Origin of the sequence: Pseudomonas sp. TR47 (genome assembly GCF_044143025.1) — a bacterium.
Classification (GTDB): domain Bacteria; phylum Pseudomonadota; class Gammaproteobacteria; order Pseudomonadales; family Pseudomonadaceae; genus Aquipseudomonas; species Aquipseudomonas putida_E.
In genome coordinates, this window is sequence record NZ_JBHFCS010000001.1 from 271,916 (window position 1) to 287,726 (window position 15,811).

Here is a 15,811-nt window from a genome sequence, read left to right on the forward strand (position 1 = left end):
GCTTGTTGAACCGCGTTACGCCTGAGCGATCGCGGTTTCCAGGTGCTCAGCCAGAGCATCCCAGGCAATGTTCTGTTGTTCGCCCTGACCACGCAGGGGCTTGAGGCCAATCTCTTGCTTGGCCAGCTCGTCGTCACCCAGGATCAGGGCGAACAACGCGCCGCTCTTGTCGGCTTTCTTGAACTGGCTCTTGAAGCTGCCGCCACCGGCGTTGACCGCCAGGCGCAGGCCCGGCAGCCGGTCGCGCAGGCTCTCGGACAAGCGCAGGCCAGCCAGCTCCGCCTGCTCGCCGAAGGCGCACAGGTAGACATCGATCTGACGGTTGATGGACGCCGGTACCTTGCCCAGGGTCTCCAGCAGCAGGATCAGGCGCTCGATACCCATGGCGAAACCAACGCCGGTGGTTGGTTTGCCACCCATCTGCTCGACCAGGCCATCGTAGCGGCCGCCTGCACAGACGGTGCCCTGGGCGCCGAGCTTGTCGGTGACCCACTCGAACACGGTCTTGCTGTAGTAGTCCAGGCCACGCACCAGCTTGGTGTTGATCACGAACGGAATGCCGGCGGCATCCAGACGGGCCTTGAGGCCCTCGAAGTGCACGCGGGAGTCTTCGTCGAGGTAGTCTTCCAGCTTCGGCGCGCCGACCAGCACCGCCTGGGTGTTCGGGTCCTTGCTGTCGAGGATGCGCAGCGGATTGCTCTTGAGGCGGCGCTGGCTGTCTTCGTCGAGTTGTTCCAGGCGCGCCGAGAGGAACTCGACCAGCGCGTCGCGGTAGCGGGCGCGGGCCTCGCTGGTGCCCAGGCTGTTCAGCTCGAGCTTGACCGCATCCTGGATGCCCAGCAGGCCCCACAGACGCCAGGTCAGCATGATCAGCTCGGCATCGATGTCCGGGCCGTCCAGGTTGAACACCTCGACGCCAATCTGGTGGAACTGACGGTAGCGGCCCTTCTGCGGGCGCTCGTGGCGGAACATCTGGCCGATGTACCACAGCTTCTGCACCTGGCCGTTGCCAGTGATGCCGTGCTCGAGCACTGCACGTACGCAGGCAGCGGTGCCTTCAGGGCGCAGGGTCAGCGAATCGCCGTTGCGGTCCTCGAAGGTGTACATCTCTTTTTCGACGATGTCGGTGACTTCACCGATGGAGCGCTTGAACAGCTCGGTGAACTCGACGATCGGCGTGCGGATCTGGCTGTACCCATAGGTGTCCAGCAGCCCGGCGACGGTGCCTTCGAAGTAGCGCCACAGCGGCGACTGCTCTGGCAGGATGTCGTTCATGCCACGGATGGCTTGCAGCGATTTGCTCACGAAAAGTCCTTACGAATCTGTGTGTCAGCCGCGGGCGATCAGCGCCGCGTCGGCCTCGACCTTTTCGGCCGCTTTCTGGCGGATGAGCTTTTCCAGCTCATCGACCAGGTTGTCATTGGTCAGTTTCTGCGCCGGCTTGCCGTCGATGTAGATCAGGTTCGGCGTGCCGCCGGTCAGGCCAACGTGGGCTTCCTTCGCTTCGCCAGGGCCGTTGACCACACAACCGATCACCGCCACGTCCAGCGGTACCAGCAGGTCTTCCAGGCGCCCTTCCAGTTCGTTCATGGTCTTGACCACATCGAAGTTCTGCCGCGAGCAGCTCGGGCAGGCGATGAAGTTGATGCCACGCGAACGCAGGTGCAGCGACTTGAGGATGTCGTAGCCGACCTTCACTTCCTCGACCGGGTCGGCCGCCAGCGAAATGCGGATGGTATCGCCGATGCCTTCGGCCAGCAGCATACCGAGGCCGACGGCGGATTTCACCGTGCCGGAGCGCAGCCCACCGGCCTCGGTGATGCCCAGGTGCAGCGGCTGGATGATCTGCTTGGCCAGCAAGCGATAGGCTTCGACGGCCATGAACACGTCGGAGGCCTTGACGCTGACCTTGAAGTCCTGGAAATCCAGGCGGTCCAGGTGCTCGACATGGCGCAGTGCAGATTCGACCAGCGCCGCCGGGGTCGGCTCGCCATATTTCTTCTGCAGGTCCTTTTCCAGAGAGCCTGCGTTGACACCGATACGGATCGGGATGCCACGGTCACGAGCGGCATCGACCACAGCACGAACACGGTCCTCACGGCCGATGTTGCCCGGGTTGATACGCAGGCAGTCGACGCCCAGCTCGGCCACGCGCAACGCGATCTTGTAGTCGAAGTGGATGTCGGCGACCAGCGGTACGCTGACCAGTCGCTTGATTTTGCCGAACGCCTCGGCGGCGTCCATGTCCGGTACCGAAACACGGACGATGTCGACCCCCGCATCGACCAGGCGCTGGATCTGGCCAACGGTGGCGGCGACATCATTGGTGTCGGTGTTGGTCATGCTCTGCACCGCGATGGGGGCATCACCACCCACCGGCACATTGCCGACCCAGATTTTGCGGGATTCGCGACGTTTGATCGGAGATTCGCCGTGCATGACTTACTGTCCCAACTTCAGGCGAGCGGTTTCGCCACTGGTGAACGGGGCAACATCGACGGCCTGGCCGTTGTAGCTGACCTGGGCGCCGCGGGCAAAGCCCAGGCGCACCGCGAACGGCGGCTTGCCGGTCAGCTCGAGGTTGTCGCCCTTGCGCTTGATGGCGCTGAACAGCACCTTGCCGTTGCCATCGGACACCTGGGTCCAGCAATCGGCGGTGAACTGGATTGCAACCTTGGCGCTGCCGGCCGGCACGGCGGCAGGCTCGGTGGCAATGGCCGGCACGCTGGCGGCAGGCGCCACAGGGGCGGCTTGGGCTACGGGGGCGGCTGGCGCGGCTGGTACAGCAGGTGCTGCCGTTGTCGGCGCAGGCGCTTCAGCCTGTGCAGGCGCCTGCTGGACCGGCGCGGCTGCTGCGGCAGCCGGGGCGGCCTCGCTGCTGGCCTCGGCAACCGGCTCGGCAGGTGCCTGCTCCAGCGGCAGCGGCGCGCTTTCGCCCTGCTGGCCTAAGGTAACAGCCTGGTCTTCAGGCTCATCCAGCGGGTGGATCTGGGTGGTACCGTCGGCGCTTTCGACCTCGACATGCTCCAGGGCGATATTGGCCAGGTCCTTGCCGCGCAGGCTGCCCTGGTCCTGCCACCACAGGAAGCTGCCACCGACCACCGCAACCAGCAGCAACAGGCTGACACCGCGCAGGATGTTGTGCGAAAGGCGCACCGGCTCTTCGATGCGGCCCAGTGAATGTACGTCGCTGCCCTTGGCATGGGTGCCGGTGTACTGGTCGAAGGCCTCGACCAGCGGCGCCTGGTCCATGTCCATCAGCTTGGCATAGGCACGGATGTAGCCACGGGCGAAGGTATGCCCTGGCAGCTTGTCGAAGGCACCGGTTTCCACGTGGTTCAGCGAACTTACGGTGAGGTTGAGCTTGCGGGCCACCTCGGCTTGCGACCACTCCCGTCTTTCGCGGGCCTGGCGCAACAATTCACCGGGGTTCTGGCCAGTCGCTGCTGCTACTTCGGGATGCGCGGCTTTCATCGTTGCTCCGACAGGTATTGCTGATATTCCGGCGTACCGGGATAAAGTCGTTGTAATTGCTGGCCCAGTTCGGCCTGTGTGCCCTGCTCGTCGAACACCCGGGCAAGACGGCTACCCAGCAGGAGGCTACGGGCATTGTGATCGCTCAACTGGCTGAAACGATCGTAGAAACCCCGTGCCGGCACATAATGCCTGTTTTCGTAGGACAACTCAGCCATTTCCAGCAACGCCCTGGGTTGCCGCTGGTTGAGTTGCAGGGCCTTGCTCAGATACGCCTGCGCCTGGTCACGGTTGCCGAGTTTCAGGGCGGTCAGGCCAAGGTTCTCGTAGACGCGCGAACGTTCAGGATACAGGGTATCGGCGCTGGCCAGGCGAAACATCTGCTCGGCTTCGGCAAAACGCTGCTGAGCATATAGGAAACTGCCGTAATTGTTGCGAATTCGCGTGTCGCCGGGGCTTGCCGACAACGCTTTCTTGAAGTGTTCCTCAGCCAGCGCAGCTTCACCTTCGGCCTGAAACACCAGGGCCAAGGCTGCGTGAGCATCGCCATCCTTGGCATCGAGCACCAGTGCCTTGCCCAACGGAGCCTTGGCCTGCTCGGTCAAACCTTGTTGCAAATAGCCAAGCCCAAGCTGCACATAGGCACGCCCCGCCTCCACTCGCCCCTGTCGAGTTGCCAGTGGGTCATTCGCACCACCCGACACGCAGCCGGCCAGCAGCGAAAGCGCAAGGATCGACAGCGCGGCGCGCAGGCTCATGGCGGGCCCGGACTCAGTGGCGCACGGCGCTGTCTTGCAGCTCGGCGTCGGCAGACAGCTGACGTACGGCGATGTAGCGCTCGCTGCGGCGGGTACGGTCATTGACCTGGCCGACCAGCTGGCCACAGGCGGCATCGATGTCATCGCCACGGGTGGTACGGGTGGTGACGTTGAAGCCACCGTGGTGCAGCAAGTCCTGGAAGCGGCGAATAGCGTTGTTGCTAGGGCGCTCGTAACCGGAATGCGGGAACGGGTTGAACGGGATCAGGTTGATCTTGCACGGTACATCGCGCAGCAGTTCGATCATCTGCGCGGCATGCTCGGGCTGGTCGTTGACGTCCTTGAGCAGGGTGTACTCGACCGTCAGCACGCGCTTGCCACCCAAGGTGGCCATGTAGCCCATGCACGACTCCAGCAACATCTTCAGCGGGTACTTCTTGTTGATCGGCACCAGCTGGTTGCGCAGCTCGTCGTTCGGCGCATGCAGCGACAGGGCCAGGGACACGTCGATGTGCTTGGCCAGTTCGTCGATCATCGGTACCACGCCGGAGGTGGACAAGGTGACGCGACGCTTGGAAATGCCATAGCCCAGATCATCCATCATGATCTTCATGGCAGCGATGACATTGTCGAAATTCAGCAGAGGCTCGCCCATGCCCATCATGACCACGTTGGTAATCGCGCGGTCGATCTTGGCCGGGACGGTCCCGAAGGATTTGTTGGCAAGCCACACCTGGCCGATCACTTCGGCGGCGGTGAGGTTGCTGTTGAAGCCTTGCTTGCCGGTGGAGCAGAAACTGCAGTCCAGGGCGCAGCCGGCTTGCGACGAAACGCAGAGAGTGCCGCGATCGTCGGTTGGGATGTAGACGGTCTCGACGCAGCTGCCGGAGGCAACGCGGATCACCCATTTGCGGGTGCCGTCTGCGGAAATGTCTTCACTGACCACTTCCGGAGGACGAATTTCGGCAACAGCCTCGAGCTTTTCGCGCAAGGCCTTGCCGACGTTCGTCATGGCGGCGAAATCATCGACGCCAAAATGGTGAATCCATTTCATCACCTGGCCGGCACGGAAGCGCTTCTCCCCGATTGAGTCGAAGAATTGTTCCATTTCCGGCTGGGTCAGGCCCAACAGGTTGATTTTGCCAGTAGATGTCGTCATGGATTCACCCTCACCCGTAAGCTTTCGCTTAGCGAGTGGTTACCTCGGTAGCAGCGAAGAAGTAAGCGATTTCGCGAGCAGCAGCAGCTTCGGAGTCCGAACCGTGAACGGCGTTGGCGTCGATCGACTCGGCGAAGTCAGCACGGATGGTGCCGGCAGCAGCTTCTTTAGGGTTGGTGGCGCCCATCAGCTCACGGTTCAGAGCGATGGCGTTTTCGCCTTCCAGAACCTGAACGACAACCGGGCCGGAAGTCATGAAGGCAACCAGGTCACCGAAGAAGCCGCGCTCGCTGTGCTCAGCGTAGAAACCTTCGGCTTCGGCTTTGGACAGTTGCTTGATTTTCGAAGCAACGATTTTCAGGCCGGCGTCTTCGAAGCGAGTGGTGATCTTGCCGATGACGTTTTTGGCAACTGCGTCAGGCTTGATGATCGAGAAAGTACGTTGAACAGCCATGGAAAACTCCAGAATATGAGTGTTGCGAAAAATTAAACCCGCGAATTATACGCGGGTTCCAGGGGATTGCCTAACCTGCAGCGCCACGCTTAGTCGGCTTCGTCTATCCAGGCCGCCTGGATGGCCTCGAGCACTTTCTCACCGCCGCGTGACGGATCGTCGCTGAATTCCGGCAAGGCCAGCACCCAGCGATGCAGATCGACGAAATTCACATAACGAGGATCGACTTCCGGCTTGCTTTCTGCAAGCTGGATAGCGATCTCAAGTACATCAACCCATTTCAGACTCATTGAAAAATCCTCAGTGGGGCGCTTCGGCAGCGTGGTTGAGCGAGTATTTGGGGATCTCGATGGTCAGGTCCTGATCACCGACGACCACCTGGCAGCCGAGACGCGATTGCGCCTCCAGGCCCCAGGCCTTGTCCAGCATGTCCTCTTCGAGTTCGTCCGCTTCTTCAAGCGAGTCGAAACCCTTGCGCACGATGCAGTGGCAGGTGGTGCAGGCCTTTACGCCACCGCAGGCGCTTTCCATCTCGATGTGATGGTCGTGGGCCAGCTCCAGGATATTGGTCCCGGGCTCGACCTCCACGCTCAGCCCCTCTGGGCAGAACTTCTCATGCGGCAGGAATGTCACCAGCGGCATCGGTTACTCCTCGATCTCATTCAGGTTGCGCCCGGCCAGTGCGGCTTTGACCGTCGAATCAAGGCGACGGGCGGCAAATGCATCGGTCACCTGCGACAGACGCTTGGTCTGTTGCTCGATGGCAGGGCCATCGGTGCCGGTCAGCAAATCACGTAGTTCTTGCATCTGGAACTCGATGGCTTCGCGCTCTTCACTGCTGAGCAGTCGCTCGCCATCAGCATCCAGGGCACCCTGGACAGCTTCAAGCAGGCGCTCGCCGTCGACCTGGTGCTCACGAAGCTGACGCGCCTGCTTGTCGGAGCCTGCGTGCTCGAAGGAGTCCTTGAGCATGCGTGCGATCTCACCGTCGGTCAGGCCGTAGGACGGCTTGACCTGGATACTGGCTTCTACGCCGGAACCCAGCTCACGGGCCGCGACGCTGAGCAAACCGTCGGCATCGACCTGGAAGGTCACGCGGATTTTCGCGGCGCCGGCAACCATGGCCGGAATGCCACGCAGCTCGAAACGCGCCAGCGAACGGCAGTCGCTGATCAGCTCGCGCTCACCCTGCAGAACGTGAATCATCATGGCCGACTGGCCATCTTTATATGTGGTGAATTCCTGCGCGCGGGCCACCGGAATGGTGGTGTTGCGCGGGATCACCTTTTCCATCAACCCCCCCATGGTCTCAAGACCAAGGGACAGCGGAATGACGTCGAGCAGCAGCAGTTCACCGCCTTCGCGGCGGTTGCCGGCCAGGGTGTCAGCCTGGATGGCGGCGCCGATGGCTACCACCTGGTCGGGGTCGATCGAGGTCAGCGGGGTACGGCCGAACAGCGTACCTACTGCTTCACGCACACGCGGTACGCGGGTCGAACCACCCACCATGACCACCGCACCCACTTCATCCAGCTCGACGCCACTGTCGCGCACGGCGCGGCGGCAGGCCTTGAGGCTACGGGCAATCAGCGGCTCGATCATGGCCTCGAAAGCGGCGCGGCTGAGCTCGCCCTGCCAGGCGCCATGGCGGACACTGACCACGTCGGTGTCGGTCAGGGCCTCCTTGGCGGCGCAGGCGGCCTGGAGCAGCTGGCGCTGGGTAGCAGGGTCGAGGTCGGCGGACAGGCCGGCCTGCTCGATGATCCAGCTTGCAATGGCGTGATCGAAGTCATCGCCCCCCAGGGCGGTGTCACCACCGGTGGCAAGCACTTCGAACACACCTGCAGTCAGGCGCAGGATGGAAATATCGAACGTACCGCCGCCCAGGTCATAGATGGCCACCAGGCCTTCGGCATTCTGGTCCAGGCCATAGGCCACGGCAGCAGCGGTCGGCTCATTGAGCAGGCGCAGCACGTTCAGGCCAGCCAGTTTGGCTGCGTCCTTGGTCGCCTGACGCTGGGCATCGTCGAAATAGGCAGGCACGGTGATCACCGCGCCCACCAGCTCGCCGCCCAAGGTCGCCTCGGCGCGCTCGCGCAGCACCTTGAGGATATCGGCGGACACTTCCACAGGGCTCTTCGGCCCCTGGACAGTATCGATGAACGGCATGTGCGACTCGCCGCCAATGAAGCGATACGGCAGCTGTTCACCCAGTTGCTTGACGTCGGCCAGGCCACGCCCCATCAGGCGCTTGACCGACAGCACGGTGTTCAGCGGGTCGCTGGCGGCAGCTTCACGCGCTGCCAGGCCGACCTCATTGTGGCCCGCCAGATAGCGCACTGCGGAGGGCAGAATGACGTTGCCCTGCGCATCGGGCAGGGGTTCACTGCGACCGCTGCGCAGGGCAGCGACCAGAGAATTGGTAGTACCCAAGTCAATGCCCACCGCCAGGCGACGCTGGTGCGGCTGGGGGGTTTGACCGGGTTCGGCGATCTGCAGTAGGGCCATGTTTATCTGAATACCTTAGGCGTCATCACGGGCAACGCCGGGTTAATCGTCGAGGCGCTCTTCTAGTTGGCGCACTTCCTGGGCGAGCTTGTCGAGGAACTGCATGCGGCGCATCAGGCGCTCGGCCTTGTCGCGCTCGGCAGGCACATCCCAGCAGGCGGCAAAATCCTCGTTGAGCTGTTCCTGAGCAGCCCTCAGGCGCTTCTTGAACACGGCGACACCGTCGAGGTCGGCTTCGTCCTGCAGCTCTTCGAGTTCCTCGCGCCACTGCATTTGCTGCAGCAGGAAGTCAGGGTCGTGGACCGTGACTTCCTGAGGCACCTCGTGGCCACCGATGGCCAGCAAATAGCGGGCACGGCGCGGGGCACTGCGCAGGGTCTGGTAGGCGTCGTTGAGGGCGGCGGATTTTTCCAGCGCTACCCGCTGCTCACGCTCGGAAGCGTCGGCGAAGCGGTCAGGATGAACCTCGCGGGCCAGCTCGCGATAGCGAGTGGCCAGCTTGTCGAGGTCCAACCGGAAGCACGGCTGGAGGTCGAACAGAGCGAAATGACAAGGAGTACCCACAGCCAGCCTCAGACGTTGAAGCTTTCGCCGCAGCCACACTCACCGCGTACGTTGGGGTTGTTGAACTTGAAGCCTTCGTTCAACCCTTCCTTGACGAAATCCAGCTCAGTGCCGTCAAGGTAAACCAGGCTCTTGGGATCGATGATCACCTTGACGCCATGGTTCTCGAACACGGTGTCCTCGTCCGCCAGTTCATCGACGAACTCCAGCACGTAGGCCAGGCCCGAGCAACCGGTGGTGCGCACGCCCAGGCGGATGCCCTCGCCCTTGCCGCGCCCTTCGAGGGAACGCCGCACGTGGTTGGCGGCGGCTTCTGTCATGCTGATAGCCATCGGTACTTTTTCCTCAACGTCGGTTACTTCGCAACAGGCGACTTAGATCAAGCCTTTCTTCTGCTTGTAATCGCGAACGGCTGCCTTGATGGCATCCTCGGCGAGTACCGAGCAGTGGATCTTGACCGGCGGCAACGCCAGTTCTTCAGCCAGCTGAGTGTTCTTGATGGTTTCAGCTTCGTCCAGGGTCTTGCCCTTCATCCACTCGGTGGCGAGGGAGCTGGAAGCGATGGCCGAACCGCAGCCGTAAGTCTTGAACTTGGCATCTTCGATGATGCCTTGCTCGTTGACCTTGATCTGCAGACGCATCACGTCACCGCACGCTGGGGCGCCGACCATGCCGGTACCGACATCCGGGTCCTCGGCATTCATCTTGCCGACGTTACGTGGGTTTTCGTAGTGGTCGATGACCTTTTCACTGTATGCCATGGTGCAATTCCTTCCTCATCAGGGAGCCGCTCTTGCCGGCGACTGCTTAGTGGGCGGCCCACTCGATCTTGGAGATGTCAACGCCGTCTTTGTACATGTCCCACAGCGGCGACAGCTCACGCAGTTTGTTTACAGCCTCGCAGACTTTCTGCGCGGCGTAGTCGACTTCTTCTTCGGTGGTGAAGCGGCCGAAGGAGAAGCGGATCGAGCTGTGCGCCAGCTCGTCGTTACGGCCCAGAGCGCGCAGTACATACGACGGCTCGAGCGAAGCGGAGGTGCAGGCCGAACCGGACGATACCGCGATGTCCTTGAGCGACATCAGCAGCGACTCGCCTTCGACATAGTTGAAGCTCAGGTTCAGGTTGTGCGGTACGCGGGCAGTCTGGCTACCGTTGACATACAGCTCTTCGAGGTCCGAGACCTGCTTGAAGAAGCGGTCGCTCAGGGCCTTGATGCGCTGGTTTTCAGCGGCCATTTCCTGCTTGGCAATGGCGAATGCTTCGCCCATGCCGACGATCTGGTGGGTCGGCAGGGTGCCCGAACGCATGCCGCGCTCATGGCCACCGCCATGGATGATCGCTTCCAGACGCACGCGAGGCTTGCGGCTGACGTACAGCGCGCCAATGCCTTTCGGGCCGTAGGCCTTGTGCGCGGAGAACGACATCAGGTCGACTTTCAGCTTTTGCAGGTCGATTTCCACCTTGCCGGCCGACTGGGCGGCGTCAACGTGGAACAACACGCCGCGCGAACGGGTCAGTTCACCGATGGCGGCGATGTCGTTGATCGAGCCGACTTCGTTGTTGACGTGCATCAGCGAGACCAGAATGGTGTCGTCACGCAGCACCGCCTCGACCTGGGCCGGAGTGACGATGCCGTCTTCGCCTGGCTCGAGGTAGGTGACTTCGAAACCTTCACGCTCGAGCTGGCGAGCGGTATCCAGGACCGCCTTGTGCTCGATCTTGGAGGTGATGATGTGCTTGCCTTTGGACTGATAGAAGTGCGCCACGCCTTTGATGGCGAGGTTGTCGGACTCGGTAGCACCGCTGGTCCAGACGATCTCGCGCGGGTCGGCGTTGATCAGCTCGGCAACCTGGCGACGGCCGTTTTCGACCGCTTCCTCGGCTTTCCAGCCAAACACGTGGGAGCGCGAAGCCGGGTTACCGAAGTTACCGTCGACCAGCAGGCAGTCGGCCATCTTCTGGGCGACACGGGGATCGACCGGCGTGGTCGCGGAGTAATCGAGGTAGATCGGCAACTTCATTGAGTATCTCCTATCAGGCGGTGGCGTCGCTCGTCGCACTGTTAATAAAGGTCAGTCGACGGCGGACGTCTCAATCTTGTCCAGCTGGGCAGAACGGCCTGCGACACGACGCAGGTCCTGGCGTTGGGCGACTTCCTGCACCTCACGGCGCATGACGAGGTCGGCCAGGCTGATGCCGTTGAGGAATTCGTGGATCTGCTGGCTGAGGTCGCACCACAGGTGGTGGGTCAGGCAGGTGTCACCGGCATGGCAATCCCCAAGGCCCTGGCAACGGGTGGCATCGACCGACTCGTTGACCGCGTCGATGACTTGGGCCACCTGGATGGTTTCCATGCCACGGGACAGCTGGTAACCACCGCCTGGGCCGCGCACGCTGGATACCAGGCTGCTGCGGCGCAGCTTGGCGAACAGCTGCTCCAGATAAGAGAGGGAAATGCCCTGGCGCTCGGAAATGTCGGCCAAAGACACAGGCCCATGCTGCGCGTGCAAGGCCAGGTCAAGCATGGCTGTCACGGCGTATCGGCCTTTGGTAGTCAGTCGCATGGCTAATGGTTACCACGGGAGTTACAGGATGTGAGCGAGTATGCTATTCCCGAGCATTTAAGTCAACTATTAGACCTACTGCTTTAGTCGGGTTTGCATCTGGGAGGCGGGCGCGATTGTAGCAGCAAAGGGGCGTGAGCACACGCCCCACATGCCAGTATGACCTCCCTGCGGCGCGATCAATGCGACCGAGCGTCGCGCGGGGCAACTGCCGAGATCTCGCTGAAGTCATCTTCGGGCAGGGCCGGCAGCTCTTTGGCGCAGTAGTCACTGCCCATTTTGGTCAATGCGCCACACATGCCTTCCAGCCGCTCGTCGACAGCCTGCAGGTGGTCGAGCATCTGGCCGATGGCACGCGCCACCGGGTCAGGCATGTCGCCACTGACGCCGTAGGCATCGAAGCCGATCTTTTCGGCCATGGCCTTGCGCCTGGCCTCGACTTCGCTGTCTTCGCTCTTGACGATGATCCGCCCCGGAATGCCGACCGCCGTGGCACCTGCCGGCACCGCCTTGGTCACCACTGCATTGGAGCCGATCTTGGCCCCGGCACCGACGGTGAACGGGCCGAGCACTTTGGCCCCTGCCCCCACCACTACGCCGTTTTCCAGGGTCGGGTGACGCTTGCCCTTGTTCCAGCTGGTGCCACCCAGGGTCACGCCTTGGTAAAGAGTGACGTCGTCGCCGATCTCGGCGGTTTCGCCGATGACGATACCCATGCCGTGATCGATGAAGAAGCGCCTGCCGATGGTCGCACCGGGATGGATCTCGATACCGGTCATCCAGCGGCCAAAATTCGACACCAGGCGAGCCAGCCATTTGAAATCGCGCTTCCACAAGGCATTGCCCAGGCGATGCAGCCAGATGGCATGCATGCCCGGGTAGCAGGTCAGCACCTCGAAGGCATTGCGTGCCGCCGGGTCCCGATGGAAAACGCTCTGGATATCTTCACGCAGACGTTCGAACATCTGTCAGTCCTTCCTTTTATGCGGCTCGCCCCGTGCGACCTTCTGGGTCTCGGTGAGGATACCGCGCAAAATGCTCATTTCCGGACGTTCCACCGAGCTGCGCCCATACAGCCGGCGCAGGCGCGCCATCAGGTGCTTGGGCTTTTCGGGGTCAAGGAAGCCGATGTCCACCAGGGTTTTTTCCAGGTGTTCATAGAACAGCTCCATTTCGTCCATGGTCGCCAGCTCGCTGGCGTCGACCTTTTCGACTCTCTGCGCCGTGCCTTCAACCGCCAGCCAGGCCATGCGCACCTCATAGGCGAGCACCTGGACCGCAGCGGCCAGGTTCAACGAGCTGAATTCGGGGTTCGAGGGAATGTGCACGTGAAAGTGACATCGCTGCAGTTCTTCGTTGGTCAGGCCGGCGTGCTCACGCCCGAACACCAAGGCGATCTCCTCACCGCCGACGGCATGCTCCACGGCCTTGGCCCCGCATTCACGGGGGTCGATCAACGGCCAGGGAATACTGCGCTCACGGGCACTGGTGCCCATGACCAGGCTGCAGCCGACCAACGCTTGCTCGAGGCTGTCGACCACCTGGGCACCGACCAGCACATCGTCGGCACCGGAAGCACGCGCACTGGCGTCTGCGGCGGGGAACTCTTTTGGCTGCACCAGCACCAGACGCGACAAGCCCATGTTTTTCATGGCTCGCGCAGCGCCGCCGATGTTGCCGGGGTGGCTGGTATTGACCAGAACAACACGAATATTTTGCAGCAAGGTGTTGTGCTCACAGATGCGGGTTTTGGGGGTTCGATCTTACAGAACCGACCAGCGTAACGCCATGAAAGCAAATGTGACACTTCTGCCGCCAAACTTTTCTGCTAGAATGTTCGGCTTTCTTCTTTAACATCTCCAGGTGACCCGCCCATGCAGCCTATGCTGAATATCGCCCTGCGCGCCGCTCGCAGCGCCAGTGAACTGATTTTCCGCTCCATCGAACGCCTGGATAGCATCAAGGTGGACGAGAAAGAGGCTAAGGACTACGTTTCCGAGGTTGATCGCGCCGCCGAGCAGAAGATCGTCGACGCACTGCGCAAGGCCTACCCGAACCACTCCATTCAGGGTGAAGAGACGGGCATGCACGCGGGCACCGGCGAAGAAGGCAAGGACTACCTGTGGATCATCGACCCACTGGACGGTACCACCAACTTCCTGCGCGGCATCCCGCACTTCGCCGTCAGCATTGCCTGCAAATACCGTGGCCGCATTGAACACGCCGTCGTTCTCGACCCGGTACGCCAGGAAGAGTTCACCGCCAGCCGTGGCCGTGGCGCCCAGCTCAATGGCCGTCGCCTGCGCGTCAGCTCGCGCACCAGCCTGGACGGCGCCCTGCTGGGCACCGGCTTCCCGTTCCGTGACAGCCAGATGGCCGACCTGGACAACTACCTGGGCATGTTCCGCGCCCTGACTGGCCAGACTGCCGGCATCCGCCGCGCCGGCTCCGCCAGCCTGGACCTGGCCTACGTGGCCGCCGGCCGCTTCGACGCCTTCTGGGAGTCGGGCCTGTCCGAGTGGGACATGGCAGCCGGTGTGCTGCTGATCCAGGAAGCAGGCGGCCTGGTGAGCGACTTCAACGGTGGCCACGACTTCCTCGACAAAGGCCACATCGTTGCCGGCAACATCAAGTGCTTCAAGGCCGTGCTGACCGCTATCCAGCCGCACCTGCCAGAGCACATGAAGCGCTAAGCGCAGATTGCAGGCACAAAAAAAGCACCGGCGAGGTGCTTTTTTTGTGCCTGCAAGATTATTGCTGCCCGGCTTCACTCAGGATCAGCTTGCCGTTCTTGTCCAGCGGGATGGTCGAGCCCGGCTCGCGATCCATCTTCACCTTGCCGACCTGGTCACCGATCGAGTAGGTCACGTTGTAACCAACGACCTTCTCACTGACATCGTTGACCGTATTGCAACGGGTCTGCGTAGTGGTATAGGTATCACGCTCCTGCATGCCCTCCTGCACCTTGTTGCCGGCATAACCACCACCGACCGCACCGGCCACGGTGGCGATCTTCTTGCCAGTGCCACCACCGATCTGGTTACCCAGCAAGCCGCCCGCCAAAGCGCCAACAACGGTACCGGCAATCTGATGCTGGTCCTTGACCGGCGCCTGACGCGTCACGGCCACGTCCTTGCACACTTCGCGAGGGGTTTTCACCTGCTGCTTGATCGGCTGCACGTCGGTGACCTGGGCGTATTCGGGGCCTTTGTTCACCAAGCTGTAGGTCGCCACAGCACCTCCGGCAGTAACACCGACAGCACCCAGTACCGCACCCACCAGCATTGATTTATTCACTTGAACCTCCTGATTCATACCCGCGGGGTAAACCCGCCTGCTCCCAGCCTTGGAGCAAAAAAAAAGGCGCGAGTTCAACACTCGCGCCTTTTCGATCGCCGAACGGCTAGGGCTATGCCTTAAGGACGATCATCCACACCGTCGGTCTTGGCCGGTGGGATCAGGTCTTCGCTGTTCAGGTTCAGCCAGATCAGCACCACGTTGGCGATGTAGATCGAGGAGTAGGTACCCGCCATGACACCGATGAACAGGGCCAGGGAGAAGCCGAACAGGTTGTCACCGCCGAAGAACAGCAGTGCGCCGATTGCCAGCAAGGTCGAAACGGAAGTGGCTACGGTGCGCAGCAGGGTCTGCGTGGTGGAGATGTTGATGTTCTCGATCAGCGAGGCCTTGCGCATCACGCGGAAGTTCTCACGCACCCGGTCGAACACCACGATGGTGTCGTTGAGCGAGTAACCGATGATCGCCAGCACCGCCGCCAGCACCGTCAGGTCGAAGGTGATCTGGAAGAACGACAGGATACCCAGCGTCACCACCACGTCGTGGATCAGCGAGATGATCGCGCCCACAGCGAACTTCCACTGGAAGCGGAAGGCCAGGTAGATGAGGATGCCGCCCAGCGCCAGGAGCATGCCGAGGCCACCCTGGTCGCGCAGCTCTTCACCCACCTGCGGGCCGACGAACTCGACGCGCTTGACCGTCGCCGGGTTGTCGCCGCCAACCTTCTGCAGCGCTTCGGCCACCTTGTTGCCTAGCATCGGATCGTCGCCAGGCATGCGCACCAGCAGGTCGGTGGTAGCACCGAAGCTCTGTACCACGGCTTCGTTGAAGCCGGATTCGACCAGCTCGGCACGCACCGCCTTGAGGTCGGCCGGGCGCTCGTAGGACAGCTCGATCAGCGTACCGCCGGTGAAGTCCAGGCCGAAGTTCAGGCCCTTCTGCCACCAGCTGAACAGTGCCAGCACGGTAAGGAGCACGGTTACGGCGAACGCAACATTGCGCACGCCCATGAAATTGATGGTTTTCATCGTC

19 protein-coding genes are annotated in these 15,811 nt (G+C 62.0%); 1 reads left to right on the top strand and 18 read right to left on the bottom strand.

Going from position 1 to position 15,811, the window contains the following annotated elements:
* Positions 1–15: 15 nt before the first annotated feature.
* From hisS to trmJ, 16 genes are all read right to left on the bottom strand, one after another.
* Entirely contained in the window at positions 16–1,305 is a 1,290-nt protein-coding gene (gene hisS, locus ACEWE8_RS01270; RefSeq protein ID WP_012316135.1) for a histidine--tRNA ligase, read from the bottom strand.
* Positions 1,306–1,329: 24 nt separating this feature from the next.
* On the bottom strand, positions 1,330–2,439 hold the full coding sequence (ispG, locus tag ACEWE8_RS01275; protein ID WP_046784479.1) for a flavodoxin-dependent (E)-4-hydroxy-3-methylbut-2-enyl-diphosphate synthase: 1,110 nt from the start codon (positions 2,437–2,439) through the stop codon (positions 1,330–1,332).
* 3 nt (positions 2,440–2,442) lie between these two features.
* On the bottom strand, positions 2,443–3,474 hold the full coding sequence (locus tag ACEWE8_RS01280; RefSeq protein ID WP_046784480.1) for a RodZ domain-containing protein: 1,032 nt from the start codon (positions 3,472–3,474) through the stop codon (positions 2,443–2,445).
* The gene (gene pilW, locus ACEWE8_RS01285; protein ID WP_046784481.1) at positions 3,471–4,232 is read right to left on the bottom strand and encodes a type IV pilus biogenesis/stability protein PilW; all 762 of its coding nucleotides are present in this window, start codon (positions 4,230–4,232) and stop codon (positions 3,471–3,473) included. Before pilW ends, ACEWE8_RS01280 begins: the two co-directional genes overlap by 4 nt.
* A gap of 13 nt (positions 4,233–4,245) precedes the next feature.
* A complete protein-coding gene (gene rlmN, locus ACEWE8_RS01290) occupies positions 4,246–5,391 on the bottom strand; it encodes a 23S rRNA (adenine(2503)-C(2))-methyltransferase RlmN (RefSeq protein WP_012316139.1) in 1,146 nt (381 codons plus the stop codon).
* Positions 5,392–5,419: 28 nt separating this feature from the next.
* Positions 5,420–5,845, bottom strand: coding sequence for a nucleoside-diphosphate kinase (ndk, locus tag ACEWE8_RS01295; protein ID WP_033701183.1), 426 nt, complete (start codon positions 5,843–5,845; stop codon positions 5,420–5,422).
* Positions 5,846–5,934: 89 nt separating this feature from the next.
* Positions 5,935–6,135, bottom strand: a complete 201-nt coding sequence (gene iscX, locus ACEWE8_RS01300) for a Fe-S cluster assembly protein IscX (RefSeq protein ID WP_003248529.1) — start codon at positions 6,133–6,135, stop codon at positions 5,935–5,937.
* Between the two features lie 10 nt (positions 6,136–6,145).
* The gene (gene fdx, locus ACEWE8_RS01305) at positions 6,146–6,487 is read right to left on the bottom strand and encodes an ISC system 2Fe-2S type ferredoxin (protein ID WP_039604293.1); all 342 of its coding nucleotides are present in this window, start codon (positions 6,485–6,487) and stop codon (positions 6,146–6,148) included.
* A 3-nt stretch (positions 6,488–6,490) separates the two neighbouring features.
* The gene (gene hscA, locus ACEWE8_RS01310; RefSeq protein ID WP_046784482.1) at positions 6,491–8,353 is read right to left on the bottom strand and encodes a Fe-S protein assembly chaperone HscA; all 1,863 of its coding nucleotides are present in this window, start codon (positions 8,351–8,353) and stop codon (positions 6,491–6,493) included.
* 42 nt (positions 8,354–8,395) lie between these two features.
* Positions 8,396–8,917, bottom strand: coding sequence for a co-chaperone HscB (gene hscB / locus ACEWE8_RS01315; protein ID WP_046784483.1), 522 nt, complete (start codon positions 8,915–8,917; stop codon positions 8,396–8,398).
* Between the two features lie 8 nt (positions 8,918–8,925).
* Positions 8,926–9,249, bottom strand: a complete 324-nt coding sequence (gene iscA / locus ACEWE8_RS01320; protein WP_008092567.1) for an iron-sulfur cluster assembly protein IscA — start codon at positions 9,247–9,249, stop codon at positions 8,926–8,928.
* A gap of 42 nt (positions 9,250–9,291) precedes the next feature.
* Entirely contained in the window at positions 9,292–9,678 is a 387-nt protein-coding gene (iscU, locus tag ACEWE8_RS01325; protein ID WP_007929523.1) for a Fe-S cluster assembly scaffold IscU, read from the bottom strand.
* 46 nt (positions 9,679–9,724) lie between these two features.
* Positions 9,725–10,939 carry an IscS subfamily cysteine desulfurase gene (locus ACEWE8_RS01330; RefSeq protein ID WP_012316144.1) on the bottom strand — a complete coding sequence of 405 codons (1,215 nt, stop codon included), beginning with the start codon at positions 10,937–10,939 and terminating at the stop codon, positions 9,725–9,727.
* A 51-nt stretch (positions 10,940–10,990) separates the two neighbouring features.
* Positions 10,991–11,482 (bottom strand): Fe-S cluster assembly transcriptional regulator IscR, encoded by a 492-nt coding sequence (gene iscR, locus ACEWE8_RS01335; protein WP_046784484.1) that lies wholly within the window; start codon positions 11,480–11,482, stop codon positions 10,991–10,993.
* A gap of 179 nt (positions 11,483–11,661) precedes the next feature.
* Positions 11,662–12,447, bottom strand: coding sequence for a serine O-acetyltransferase (gene cysE, locus ACEWE8_RS01340; protein ID WP_046784485.1), 786 nt, complete (start codon positions 12,445–12,447; stop codon positions 11,662–11,664).
* A gap of 3 nt (positions 12,448–12,450) precedes the next feature.
* Positions 12,451–13,206: a tRNA (cytosine(32)/uridine(32)-2'-O)-methyltransferase TrmJ gene (gene trmJ / locus ACEWE8_RS01345; RefSeq protein ID WP_046784486.1), complete on the bottom strand. Its 756-nt coding sequence runs from the start codon at positions 13,204–13,206 to the stop codon at positions 12,451–12,453.
* A 150-nt stretch (positions 13,207–13,356) separates the two neighbouring features.
* Between trmJ and suhB the strand changes: the two genes are divergently transcribed.
* A complete protein-coding gene (gene suhB, locus ACEWE8_RS01350) occupies positions 13,357–14,175 on the top strand; it encodes an inositol-phosphate phosphatase (protein ID WP_012316148.1) in 819 nt (272 codons plus the stop codon).
* A gap of 58 nt (positions 14,176–14,233) precedes the next feature.
* Here suhB and ACEWE8_RS01355 read toward each other — a convergent pair whose 3' ends face one another.
* Both ACEWE8_RS01355 and secF read right to left on the bottom strand, forming a co-directional pair.
* A complete protein-coding gene (locus tag ACEWE8_RS01355; protein WP_046784487.1) occupies positions 14,234–14,779 on the bottom strand; it encodes a glycine zipper 2TM domain-containing protein in 546 nt (181 codons plus the stop codon).
* Between the two features lie 119 nt (positions 14,780–14,898).
* Positions 14,899–15,807: a protein translocase subunit SecF gene (gene secF / locus ACEWE8_RS01360; RefSeq protein ID WP_046784488.1), complete on the bottom strand. Its 909-nt coding sequence runs from the start codon at positions 15,805–15,807 to the stop codon at positions 14,899–14,901.
* Between the last annotated feature and the right edge of the window lie 4 nt (positions 15,808–15,811).